The 12,713-nt window shown below is 35.9% G+C and carries 12 protein-coding genes; 5 read left to right on the top strand and 7 right to left on the bottom strand.

Annotated features, from left to right (window positions below; genetic code table 11):
* Nucleotides 1-12: 12 nt before the first annotated feature.
* The 3 genes from mdh to J7R05_RS00975 all read right to left on the bottom strand — a co-directional run bounded on the left by mdh (nucleotide 13) and on the right by J7R05_RS00975 (nucleotide 3,034).
* The gene (gene mdh / locus J7R05_RS00985; RefSeq protein WP_208540806.1) at nucleotides 13-978 is read right to left on the bottom strand and encodes a malate dehydrogenase; all 966 of its coding nucleotides are present in this window, start codon (nucleotides 976-978) and stop codon (nucleotides 13-15) included.
* Between the two features lie 271 nt (nucleotides 979-1,249).
* Nucleotides 1,250-2,428 carry a cell division protein ZapE gene (gene zapE, locus J7R05_RS00980; RefSeq protein WP_208540805.1) on the bottom strand — a complete coding sequence of 393 codons (1,179 nt, stop codon included), beginning with the start codon at nucleotides 2,426-2,428 and terminating at the stop codon, nucleotides 1,250-1,252.
* Nucleotides 2,429-2,500: 72 nt separating this feature from the next.
* Nucleotides 2,501-3,034 (bottom strand): AprI/Inh family metalloprotease inhibitor, encoded by a 534-nt coding sequence (locus J7R05_RS00975; RefSeq protein WP_208540804.1) that lies wholly within the window; start codon nucleotides 3,032-3,034, stop codon nucleotides 2,501-2,503.
* Nucleotides 3,035-3,343: 309 nt separating this feature from the next.
* On the opposite strand from J7R05_RS00975, the gene dapF reads away from it, so the two are divergent.
* The 5 genes from dapF to J7R05_RS00950 all read left to right on the top strand — a co-directional run bounded on the left by dapF (nucleotide 3,344) and on the right by J7R05_RS00950 (nucleotide 8,405).
* Nucleotides 3,344-4,195: a diaminopimelate epimerase gene (gene dapF, locus J7R05_RS00970; protein ID WP_208540803.1), complete on the top strand. Its 852-nt coding sequence runs from the start codon at nucleotides 3,344-3,346 to the stop codon at nucleotides 4,193-4,195.
* Nucleotides 4,195-5,478, top strand: coding sequence for a tRNA (N(6)-L-threonylcarbamoyladenosine(37)-C(2))-methylthiotransferase MtaB (mtaB, locus tag J7R05_RS00965; RefSeq protein ID WP_208540802.1), 1,284 nt, complete (start codon nucleotides 4,195-4,197; stop codon nucleotides 5,476-5,478). Before dapF ends, mtaB begins: the two co-directional genes overlap by 1 nt.
* A 14-nt stretch (nucleotides 5,479-5,492) precedes the next feature.
* The gene (gene ftsY, locus J7R05_RS00960) at nucleotides 5,493-6,716 is read left to right on the top strand and encodes a signal recognition particle-docking protein FtsY (protein ID WP_208540801.1); all 1,224 of its coding nucleotides are present in this window, start codon (nucleotides 5,493-5,495) and stop codon (nucleotides 6,714-6,716) included.
* The gene (locus J7R05_RS00955) at nucleotides 6,713-7,402 is read left to right on the top strand and encodes a septation protein A (RefSeq protein ID WP_208540800.1); all 690 of its coding nucleotides are present in this window, start codon (nucleotides 6,713-6,715) and stop codon (nucleotides 7,400-7,402) included. Before ftsY ends, J7R05_RS00955 begins: the two co-directional genes overlap by 4 nt.
* Nucleotides 7,403-7,943: 541 nt before the next feature.
* Nucleotides 7,944-8,405: a hypothetical protein gene (locus J7R05_RS00950; protein WP_246468185.1), complete on the top strand. Its 462-nt coding sequence runs from the start codon at nucleotides 7,944-7,946 to the stop codon at nucleotides 8,403-8,405.
* Here the strand turns inward: J7R05_RS00950 and J7R05_RS00945 are convergent.
* Genes J7R05_RS00945 through mnmG form a run of 4 tightly spaced genes read right to left on the bottom strand, consistent with a single transcriptional unit; the run spans nucleotide 8,402 to nucleotide 12,690 of the window.
* Entirely contained in the window at nucleotides 8,402-9,310 is a 909-nt protein-coding gene (locus J7R05_RS00945) for a ParB/RepB/Spo0J family partition protein (protein ID WP_208540798.1), read from the bottom strand. The genes J7R05_RS00950 and J7R05_RS00945 overlap by 4 nt on opposite strands.
* A 60-nt stretch (nucleotides 9,311-9,370) precedes the next feature.
* Complete coding sequence (locus J7R05_RS00940; protein ID WP_208540797.1) at nucleotides 9,371-10,168, bottom strand: ParA family protein; 798 nt, start codon at nucleotides 10,166-10,168, stop codon at nucleotides 9,371-9,373.
* Between the two features lie 6 nt (nucleotides 10,169-10,174).
* Entirely contained in the window at nucleotides 10,175-10,822 is a 648-nt protein-coding gene (gene rsmG, locus J7R05_RS00935) for a 16S rRNA (guanine(527)-N(7))-methyltransferase RsmG (RefSeq protein ID WP_208540796.1), read from the bottom strand.
* A complete protein-coding gene (gene mnmG / locus J7R05_RS00930; RefSeq protein ID WP_208540795.1) occupies nucleotides 10,822-12,690 on the bottom strand; it encodes a tRNA uridine-5-carboxymethylaminomethyl(34) synthesis enzyme MnmG in 1,869 nt (622 codons plus the stop codon). Before mnmG ends, rsmG begins: the two co-directional genes overlap by 1 nt.
* Between the last annotated feature and the right edge of the window lie 23 nt (nucleotides 12,691-12,713).

Below are 12,713 nucleotides of genomic sequence, written 5' to 3'. Positions count from 1 at the left end.
TAGAATTGAGCTTTATTTTTTAAGATTAGGCGCAATAGAAACGCAAGCCTCACAGAGCCTTTGCACTGCGTCGACTGACTTTTCGAAAGCATCTTTTTCATCCCTATTAAGATCAATTTCAACCACTCTTTCAACACCACCAGCACCAATAACAACAGGAACACCAACATACATATCTTTGATGCCATATTCACCTGAAAGATAAGCAGCAACAGGAACAACACGCTTAGTATCTTTCAAATAAGCTTCAGCCATAGAAACGGCAGAAGAAGCTGGCGCATAAAAAGCAGAACCTGTTTTGAGCAAACTTACAATTTCCGCACCACCATCACGCGTACGTTGAACAATTTGATCAAGTTTTTCTTGAGTTGTCCAACCCATCTTAACAAGATCAGGCAAAGGAATACCACCAACAGTCGAATAACGCACCAAAGGCACCATCGAATCACCATGTCCTCCTAAAACAAACGCTGTTATATCTTTAACAGAAACGTTAAATTCTTCAGACAAGAAATAACGAAACCGCGCCGAATCAAGAACACCGGCCATACCAACAACTTTTTGCACCGGAAGACCTGAAAATTTCTGTAATGCCCAAACCATCACATCAAGAGGATTTGTAATACAGATAACAAACGCTGAAGGTGCATATTTTTTAATTCCTGCACCAACCTGTTCCATAACTTTTAGATTAATCCCTAAAAGGTCATCACGACTCATACCAGGCTTGCGCGCAACACCTGCAGTTACAATAATAACATCAGCTCCTTCAATTGCCTCATAAGCATTAGAACCTGTTAAATTGACATCAAAACCATCAACCGGTGAAGATTCAGCTATATCGAGAGCTTTACCCTGCGGCATTCCCTCCATAATATCAAACAAGACAACATCACCAAGTTCTTTAAGCCCAATCATATGTGCTAAAGTACCCCCAATCATACCGGAGCCAATAAGAGCTATTTTCTTTCGTGCCATTTTTTCTTCCTCAATTTTTATCAGATAACTAAGTGCAAAATTCTCAGTGCCAATAAGATTGAATATTTCCCCTAAATTTATCAAAAATGGGAAAGTATGAAATGAATCACATTTCTCTCTTCATTGACATAAAATCCCTCTATAAATCAAAAATTAGAAACTTACTGTATTTTACCGATAAGATGAATCTTAAAAAAACACAATAGATTATTACAATACTTTTAATTCAAAGAACTATTATTTTATAGTTTACCTAAAGACAAAGTAATAATCATTTTATTTTATCCAAAAACTGTTTTTTCCAAAAATCTAGATAGTCTTGGCTTTGCATTTCAAAAAGACGTGATTGTATTCTTTGAAACTCAAATGTTTCTGTTGTTTGCCAGTACCCTTGATACAAATCTTCAAGTTCTGCTGCCATCGACATAAACAGTCTTATGTGGCGTTCATAAAGGATATCAATAAGTAAAATAAACCGTTTTGTTTCATTGCGATGTGTATCATCCATCACCGGAACATTATCAATAAAAACTGTATGATAACGCTCCCCTAACGCTAAATACTCAGCTGCTGCCAAAGGCTTTGCACACAGATCTTGATAATCAAAACGCACACACCCTGCACCAGAACGTGCAATATGAATAAAGCGCTCCCTTACAGATAGAGTATCAGACACTTCTTTTTGACCCTGCAGCACAAACTCCCATGCCTGATCCATGCTTGCATCTGCCGCAGGCCCTAACGGTGTTACATACACATGGTGTAGATTTGACTTTTCAAGACGATAATCTGTTTTTGCATCAAGATTAACAACATGAACATGGGTCTTTAAAATTTGAATAAAGGGCAAAAAAAGCTCTCGATTCAAACCATTACGATAAAGATCATCAGGAGCAACATTCGAAGTGGCAACGAAAATAACCCCATGATCAAACAAAGCCGCAATAAGGCGGTAGAGTACCATAGCATCTGCAATATCTGTTACACTAAATTCATCAAAACAAAGCACGCGCGCTTCTTGTGCAAGACCTTTTGCAACAGCTAAAATAGGATCATCTTGTTTAGCTTTTGTACCTTTAAGCATCTGACGATGTATTTTGATACGTTCATGGACATCAGCCATAAAATCATTGAAATGGGCGCGTTTTTTACTGTCTTGTGGTAAACAAGAGAAAAACAAATCCATCAACATGGTTTTGCCACGCCCTACTTCACCATAAATATATAGCCCCTGAATACAACTATGATTATTATTTTGTTCAAAAACACGTAAACAAGGTTGTTTTTTTCTTTTAAAGTGACGCCAAAATGCCCAAAACTGAAAAGTATTTTGTGCCGAAATTTCTTGCAGCAAACAATCAAAATATTTTATTAAAGCTAACTGAGCTGGATCCGAATTAATTTCTCCTTTGGAAACTAAATCTTCATAGCGCGTCGAAACTAAAACCATCCAAGCATCCCTTTTGCAAATCACTTTTAGTAAAAGAAAAATCCACACATATTTATGAATAATATTTTTTTATCAACGGCTTAAAAAAACTAGCTGGTTATCAAATGTCCGCCCCTCAAAATAATTCCCACTAGGGGAATAAAAAGCAGCTACAGCGTGCCCTGAACCATCATAGAAATACAATCTCTTTCCCTTGATAGCCCATGATTTAACTCCGGAAAATATTCTTGGACAAAGTAAAGGACCAGCACGGTACCCTTGACCAAATTTTGTCTGTGGAGTTGCAATTCGGCAAACCTTACCGTTTACAGACAAATTCCACACACCAGCAATACTGGCAGGAAATAAATCAACAGTATTACTTGGTAGCTCAATACTTGCTTCTTGTATTTCACTACTAGGATATTCACTCTCACTAATTGAAGAGACAGACGTTTCAATTTCTGGGAGATCAGATGCTGTTACAGATTCCAACATCTGCTGAACAGGATAAACAACTTCTCGTGCGTTACCACTATCATTGTTCCCAAATCGGGATGTTGAACAACCACTTAAAATAGTTATAGCTGATAGTGCAACGAAAGCCGAAATTCTTGAAAAGATCATATTTTTCTCCTTCCCATAATAATAACCTCCCATAAATAATAATAAATAAACGTACTCAAAAGACATGAACGCATTTTTATATGTACTACCATTTACATGTACCATTATATTAAGATAAATTAACATATAAAAAAACTCGTGAAATAAAGGCAAAAAACATGGAAGTACAATGAAAATTGTCAATCTCGAATAATAATGCCTCTTCTTATTTAGTTTTATCTCGAACAAATACTAGTAATCTGAAAGATTTTCAGTCATATATTGCCTTATTGTGCTTATCATTTACCACTCAAAAAATAGAGAAACCTTATGAAGATACCTTTCAGCAAAATGAATGGTCTTGGAAATCAAATCATTGTTGCTGATATGCGTGAAAGCACACACAACATCACACCACAAGCAATTCTTACCTTAGCTGTAGATCCCCAAACACATTTTGATCAAATTATGGCTATTCATCCACCAGTTCAAAATGATACAGATTTTCGCATCGAAATATGGAATGCTGATGGTTCAATAGCAAAAGCCTGCGGTAATGGTACACGTTGTGTTATCGAATGGCTCTCAAATCACACCCTTAATAAAAGCTTTCGATTAGAAACACCTGCCGGAGTTGTTGAAGGTGAACGCCAAAGTAATGGTCTTATTTGCGTTGATATGGGGTGTCCACATCTTAATGCAAAAGATATGCCTGTTTCACGCGAAATAGCCGATACTAATCACGTAAAAATAACTGCCGGCCCCCTACAGGATGCCTGTCTTGTATCTGTCGGAAATTTGCATGCTATTTTTTTCGTCGATCACAATATTCAATCTATTCCATTAGAAAAATATGGACCAAAGCTTGAACATGACCCACTTTTTCCAGAACGGTGTAATATCTCTATTGCTTTTATAACATCACAAAAAAGTCTAACCTTACGCACATGGGAGCGGGGAGCTGGATTAACAAAAGCATGTGGGAGCGCTGCTTGCGCTAGTGCTGTAGCCGCTTACCGACGTGGATTAACTGAACGCCATATTGATGTAAATCTACCAGGAGGAACACTTTCTATTCATTATCGAGAAGATAACCATATTGTCATGACAGGCCAAGCAGAATATGAATTCAACGGTCTTTTTGATCCCTTAACAGGGGTTTATGAAAAGGATTATTCCTGATGGCTATAAAAATTGTAACATTTGGTTGTCGACTTAATAGTTATGAATCAGAAGTTATTCGTGAAAAAAGCGCTTCTGCTGGTCTTGATAAGCTCAAAGATGATGCCATTATCTTTAACACTTGTGCTGTCACTGCTGAAGCGGTACGACAAGCAAAACAGGCTATCCGTAAAGCTAAACGTGAAAATCCTCATGCCCGTATTGTCGTTACAGGATGCGCAGCTCAAACAGAATCAGAAAATTTTGCTCTTATGACAGAAGTGGATCTTGTTTTAGGGAATGAAGAAAAACTCCATACTCATTCCTATCATCAATTTCCTGATTTTGGCATAAATCACGATGAAAAATTGCGTGTTAATGATATTATGGAGGTGCGCAACATTGCCCCACACATGGTTGGTGCAATAGAAGGTCGTACGCGTGTTTTTGTACAAGTGCAAAATGGATGCGATCACCGCTGTACATTTTGCATTATTCCTTATAGCCGTGGACCATCACGCTCAGTTCCTATGGGTACTATCATTGAACAAATTAAAAAGTTTATAGGCAATGGTGTTCAAGAAATAGTCCTCACAGGTGTTGACCTTACAAGTTATGGTGCCGATTTGCCAGGAAAAGCCTCGTTAGGAAAATTAGTTTCAGCCATCTTGCATCATGTCCCTGATTTACCACGACTACGTCTTTCATCAATCGATTCTATTGAAATAGATCAAGAATTAATCGATCTCCTAGCTTATGAAAAAAGAATAATGCCCTACCTGCATTTATCTTTACAAGCTGGCAGTAATATGATTCTAAAACGAATGAAACGGCGACATTTGCGTGAAAACGCAATCCAGTTTTGTCAAGACTTACATGCTAAACGCCCTACAATGGTTTATGGCGCCGATCTAATTGCTGGTTTTCCAACCGAAACAGAAGAAATGTTTCAAAACAGTTTAGCTTTGATCGATGAATGTAATTTAACGCATCTTCATGTCTTTCCCTTTAGCCCAAGAGAAGGAACACCTGCCGCCCGTATGCCTCAAGTTAACCGCAAAACAATAAAAATTCGTGCAGAAAAGCTTCGTAATGCAGGAAAAAAAGCCTATCAAAAACATCTCGCTCATTTAAAAAACACCCAACAAATAATCCTTGTTGAAAAAGATGAGATTGGACGAACTGAAGATTACACACTCACACGCATCAAAGGTACTAAAGCTGGAACAATCATTAAAGCCCTTATTATTGGCCATGATGGTAATAAATTAATTGCTGAACATATTAAATGGAATGCAGCTTGAATAGGAAAGCTCTTATGACACAGTCTTTTATTAAAAAAATATTCTCTTTCCGTAAATCTAAAGAGCAAACTATCAAACAAAAACAAGCTCCTGCCCTTCATGAAACTTCTACAGCTGATACAGCTGAACAAAACACAAAGAGTAATCACGCTTCTACATCTGAAAATACCCATATTGAAAAAGAAAAACAAAGGGAAACATCAACACAGAACAGTGAATCTTCATCTTTTGAATCTCTTTCTGGAAAAGTGATTGTCACTGACACAATTAAAGAAAAGACAATTGAAGAACATTTACATTCCTTGCCTATTGAACAAAAAGAGGCATGGTTTGAGCGTCTTAAAAAAGGATTATCTCTTTCTTCTCAGCAATTAAGTGATTCCCTTGGTGCACTTTTTATCAAAAAGAAACTTGATGAAGACACATTGCAAGAATTAGAAAATATTCTTATTCAAGCGGATCTTGGTGTAGAGACAGCCACACGTATTACTGATATCTTAGCATCCAGCCGTTACGAGAAAGATTTATCTCTAGACGATCTTTATACCATCATGGCTGATGAAATCAAAAAAGTTCTTGAACCTGTTGCTATCCCGCTGGAACTTGATCTTAGTCATAAACCTCATGTTATTTTGCTGGTAGGTGTCAATGGAACAGGAAAAACAACAACTATTGGAAAATTAGCTGCTAAATTAGCAGAAGGTGGGCTGAAAATCACGTTGGCTGCGGGTGATACATTTCGTGCTGCAGCCATTGAACAATTACATATTTGGGGTGAACGTACAGGAGCTAATGTTATTTCAACTAAACTTGGTGCAGATGCTGCTAGTTTAGCTTTTGATGCTTATGAAAAAGCAAAAAAGGAAGAAAGTGATGTTTTAATCATTGACACCGCTGGACGCCTACAAAATAAAAGTGAATTAATGGATGAATTAGCAAAAATTATTCGTGTTTTAAAGAAACATAATCCTCAAGCACCCCACACAGTCCTTCAAACACTTGATGCAACAACCGGGCAAAATGCACTCAATCAAGTAGACATTTTCCATAATGTTGCTGGTGTTAATGGTTTAGTTATGACAAAACTTGATGGTACTGCACGAGGAGGAATTCTAATCGCCATTGCAAATAAATATAAATTACCCGTCTATTTTATCGGTATAGGAGAAAAGATTGAGGATCTTGAACCTTTTTCTGCCTCTGATTTTGCGAAAGCTATTGTGGGAAAATCTTCATGAAACACTCTAAATCTAATTCATCCAATAATCCAAATTTGAAGAATATCAACAACAACCGAGAAACATCCTCACCAACACTTAAACTTCTTTTAGAAATGGGCCCATTGGTTGTTTTTTTTCTCGCCAATTATAAAGGGCAGTGGCTAATTAATAATATTGGACTCTTTAAAAGCTTTAACAAGCCTATTTTTCCTGCAACTGCTGTTTTTATGATAGCGATTATTATTGCTTTAAGCTTATCATGGTTCATTATGCGCAAAGTTCCCATAGTGCCACTTATTTCAGGGATATTCGTCCTGGTCTTTGGGTTTTTAACTCTCTGGCTTCATAATGACACTTTTATCAAAATGAAGCCTACAATCATCAATAGTTTATTTGCGCTTATTCTTTTTGGTGGCCTATTGTTCAAAAAACCATTATTGCGTTATGTTTTTGATTCTACTCTTAAAATGAACGATACAGGATGGCAAAAACTGACCTATCGGTGGGCATTTTTTTTCGTTTTTCTTGCTGTTCTAAATGAAGTTATTTGGCGTAATTTCAGTGATAATTTCTGGGCTAGTTTTAAAGTATTTGGTGTTATGTCCATAACTCTCATATTTATGCTATCACAAATAACTATCATTATGAAACATTCAACAACTCCTTTGATAAAAAAGGATAAATCTAACTCTCAAGCAGAGTAATACTCATTATCATTGAATGATTTTATAAATTTTTGCCCAGTATTATTTATGAAGAAAGTCTATGTTAATCGAGCAATTTATTTATAGGAAAATTTTTTGATAAGCCTATTCATGCATAAAAATATAATTTAACTTGATTTTCTAAAGACAAAGAAATCCATAATACCAGCTTATCATTGGTATATATTCTTTCAAAAAGGCGTTATTAAATATTAGAATTTAAAGAAAGATTTGTTAGCTTCTTTGATAAAATACTTTTTATCACAATCATAAAGATATTAAAATTAACGCTCTTTTTGCATTAATTACTGAGCCGTACTTATCATCTAAAGAATGGAAAAATCTTTTTTGTCACAATGCAACAATGCTATAATTCTACTAACGATTTTAGAACAAGAAAAATTATAAATTCTTTTCATTACTGGAATGAATAATACTTTGTAGAAAAATCTTACCAACAAAAAAGCAAATAAAGAAAGTTGTTGCTGAAAAACTGTAAAAGAAGGGAATAGTTCTAACCATGTTGAAATTGGCATTGTATGTGTTTTTTATTTTACTCTCTCCTTTTGCAACATATGCTCAAAAAACAATGGCAAATGAAACAGATTATCATTCTGTTATAACATCTACCCTCCCCTCAAATATCGTTGCGAATTATCCTTTAACAGAAAATTTTCTTGTAAAAATGGAACAAATTAAAATAGAAGTTGCAAATTTACTCGCAGAACCAGACGCACCTGGTACTGGAAATGATAATAGTATTGAAGGGCTTGTTGCTTCTGTATCTGGTCGACCAAAACTTGCTGGTGTTTTAGAAAAACATAATATTACACCAAGAGATTATGTTATTGGTTTTATGGCACTTCAAGCAACATTAGCTGCAGTATCAGCACTTGAAAACAACGATAATTTTGATGAAAAAATTACTTTATCTCAAAGTAATCTGGAATTTGGTCAAAAACATATTAACCGAATTCGTGCTCTTTTGTGGACTATTGATTAACTTTGTAAACGCCGACAAATATCATCTAATTCTTCTAATGAAGAATAATGTATTTTTAAATCACCACCATCTTTACCGTGTCGAATGGCTACTTTCATTCCGATCATATCAGTCAATAATTTTTCTAAAGATTTTGTTTCCGTATCTTTTTCCACTAAAGTTCGTTTTTTAAGTTTAGGATTTGCCTGTTCATGTGTAAGCACTTCTGCCTGACGAACAGAGAGCCCTTCATGAATAATCTTTTCAGCTAAATCTTGTGGATTGTTGACAGTAATGAGGCAACGTGCATGACCAGCGGAAAGTTGGCCATCAATCAAAAATTTCTGTACTTCTGGTGGAAGTTTTAACAAACGAAGAGTATTTGTAACATAACTTCGGCTTTTTCCAATAACTTGTGCCAAATCTGCCTGAGTATAACCATGTTCGTTAAGCAACATTTCATATCCCATTGCTTCTTCAATAGGATTAAGATCAGCACGTTGAATATTCTCAATAATAGCTAATTCTAAAGCTTTCTTATCATCTACATCGCGAATAATAACGGGTAATTGATTTAAATTGGCTCGTTGTGCAGCACGCCACCGCCGCTCACCAGCGATTAATTCAAACCGACCGGGATGATGAGGTGAAGGCCTTACAAGAACAGGTTGAACAACACCATGTTGACGAATTGACTGAGCTAAATTTTCAAGTTCTAAATCTGTAAAGTGACGTCGTGGATTATTGGGATTACGTGAAATAAGTTCAATAGATACCAACCGCTCAGAAACGATAGAATCCATATTTGACTTCATTGTGAATCTTGCAGAATTTAATAGATGTGCAGGATCATTATTTAAACTGACATCTCCGATTAATGCTGCCAATCCACGACCCAGTCTTTTTTTTGATTGATCATCATTCATGATTTTACTCTTTGAACTAACCTCACAATAAATTACTTTAAATTACTTTTCTCACACTTTTTAAGCAGCAGTTTTTGCTTGTTTTTCGCGCTGAATAATCTCTGTTGCCAGTCGTAAATAGGCCTGACTACCAGCACATTTAAGATCATAAAGTAATGCCGGTTTACCAAAAGAAGGAGCTTCAGAAACACGTACATTACGTGGAATAACAGTACGGTAAACCTTCTCTCCCATAAAAGAGCGTACATCTTCAACAACTTGATTTGAAAGATTATTACGTCCATCGTACATCGTTAAAACAATACCTTGAATTTCTAGAGATGGATTTAAAGCATACCGTACTTGTTTTACTGTTTCAAGCAATTGGCTTAAACCCTCAAGTGCTAAAAATTCGCATTGCATTGGTACCAAAACAGAATCTGCTGCCCCCATAGCATTTAATGTTAAAAGATTAAGTGAAGGAGGACAATCAATCAAAATATAACTGAATTTTTGAGACACCATCTGATCTTCACACAGAGCTTTGCGTAAGCGCTGAATACGATCTTGCGATGAAGCAATTTCCATTTCAACACCTAAAAGATCAAGTGTAGAAGGTACAATATGCAAATTAGGCACAACTGTTTTTAAAGCAGCATCAACTACAGAAATTCCAGAAATTAAAACATCGTAAGAGGATAAAGGACGACTATTACGATCAATTCCAAGTCCTGTACTTGCATTACCTTGTGGATCAATATCCATAATAAGAATATTTTCACCTATAGCTGCCAAAGCTGTTGCAAGGTTAATAGCTGTCGTTGTCTTACCCACCCCACCTTTTTGGTTTGCAATAGCGATAATTCGTGTTTCGCTCATTTTGCTTTACCCTTTACATGATCGAACATGAGAAATTTCTAAGATAACAGAACTTGTATCAATTTTACTTTGATGTTTTAGCAGATCAAAACGCCAATTGGCAGAGGCATTTTTTATTTCTGTCATATAATCCCGACCTTTTTGAAAAAGAGCTATTGTTTTTTGCGTTAACAAAGGAGATAAAAGTTGTAAAAGAACATCGAGCGAAGCCAAACCTCTCGCAGTTATAACCTCTGGCTTGTTTATTTTCTTATATACATCTTCAATTCTACAATGATGAACTGTTGCTGGAAGATCCAAGTGAGCAATGACTGTTCGTAAAAAAGCTACTTTTTTTCCATTGCTTTCAACCAAATCAATATGTCCTCCTTTTCTATTTTTAAGAAAAATAGCAATAACAATTGCGGGAAAACCCCCTCCTGATCCAAAATCACACCAATGCAAACACTGATTATGTAAAGGATAAATCTGAGCAGAATCTAAAATATGACGCGTCCATAAAACTGGTACTGTCGCAGTAGATATTAAATTAATACGTTTATTCCATTGAATCACAAGAGATTCGAATCTCATTAAATTTTCTACCGTTTCACGTGAAACAGAAGGAACTAGATTTAAGAGATCCTGATATTTTTGTTCTATCAAGAAAGTCATTAAGCTGATTTTGCCTTTTCACGTCTTTGACGCTGAATAGATGTAATAATTAATGATAATGCTGCTGGTGTCATACCATCAATTTTTTGTGCATCAGCAATTGAGCGTGGTGATGACTGTTGAATTTTTGTTTTTAATTCATTTGAAAGCCCAGAAATTGCTTGAATGTCAAGAGAAGCTGGAATTTCTAAACGTTCATCTCGTTGAAGAACAGCAATATCTTGTGCTTGTCTTTCTAAATAAACTGCATATTGTGCTTCAATTTCTAGAGTTTCAACAGTTTTAGCATCAATCGATTGTAATTGAGGCCAAAAAGATGAAAGACGTTCTATATTCATACCAGGATAAGATAAAAGATCATAAGCTGATCGCCGAACTCCATCATGATTTATATGTAATCCATGAGCAGATGCTTCATTGGGAGTTAAAAACAGTTTTTGACAAATTGACCGTGCTTGATCAAGACATTTTTGTTTATGTTGATATAAGTTCCATCGAGTATCACTAATAATACCCCATTGTTGTGCTAAAGGAGTTAAACGAGCATCAGCATTATCAGCACGTAAAGATAAACGAAATTCTGCCCGTGATGTAAACATTCGATAAGGTTCACAAACCCCACGTGAAACTAAATCATCAACCATAACTCCAATATAAGCCATCGAACGGCTTAAAATAATTTCCTTTAAACCAGCTACCTGACGAGCAGCATTAAGCCCCGCCAAAAGTCCTTGTGCTGCAGCTTCTTCATATCCTGTTGTACCATTAATCTGACCTGCTAAAAATAATCCTGGTAAAGATTTTAATTCCAAGGTTCTGGTCAGTTGTTTAGGATCAACAAAATCATATTCAATAGCGTAACCTGGTTGTAAAACCGTTACATTTTCTAATCCTTCAATAGTCTTCAAGAAAAAAATTTGTATATCCTCAGGAAGAGAGGTAGAAATACCATTTGGATAAATAATATCGCTATCTAATCCTTCTGGTTCTAAGAAGATTTGATGTCCATCTCGTTCACCAAATTTAATAATTTTATCCTCAATTGAAGGACAATAACGTGGTCCCAATCCTTCAATAGCTCCTGAATATAAAGCAGAGCGATGTATATTTTCACTAATAATTTGATGTGTTTGTGTATTTGTACGTGTGATTGCACATTCAATCTGAGGTTGCTCTATTTTCTCTGTTAAAAAAGAAAAAGGTACTGGATATTCATCAGCTTGTTGTTTTGGAAGTATATCCCAACGAATTGTTTTTTTACTAAGGCGAGGGGGAGTTCCTGTTTTTAATCGTCCAAGCTTTATATCATATTCTTTCAAGCGCTCAGCAAGTTGCATACTTGATTGTTCACCCATACGACCGGCATGCCACGTTTTATCACCAATATGAATAAGACCACGTAGAAACGTACCTGTTGTTAAAACCACAGCTTTAGAAAAAATATTCCCTTGTTTTTTTAAACAAACACCTGAAACATGATCATTTTCAACAATCAGATCAATAACTTCATCTTCAATGAGCTTTAAATTTTCTTGTTTTTGTAAAAAACCTTGAATTGCTCTTTTATATAATTGTCGATCAGCTTGTGTGCGTGGTCCTCTGACTGCTGGTCCTTTACGCCGGTTAAGAAGTCGAAATTGTATTCCAGCAGCATCTGTAGCTTGCCCCATTAAACCACCCAAAGCATCTATTTCACGGACGAGATGTCCTTTTCCAAGTCCGCCAATAGCAGGGTTACATGACATTGTACCAAGTTCTGATATTTGATACGTAACAAGTGCTGTTTTTGCTCCAACACGTGCTGAAGCTGAAGCAGCTTCACAGCCGGCATGACCTCCTCCAACAACGATAACATCATACAATTGCATTTGTTTATTCCATATCAAACTAT

Origin of the sequence: Bartonella capreoli, from assembly GCF_902813205.1 — a bacterium.
Classification (GTDB): domain Bacteria; phylum Pseudomonadota; class Alphaproteobacteria; order Rhizobiales; family Rhizobiaceae; genus Bartonella; species Bartonella schoenbuchensis.
Note: the sequence above shows the minus strand (reverse complement) of the source record. Positions and strands in the feature narration are given on the sequence as shown.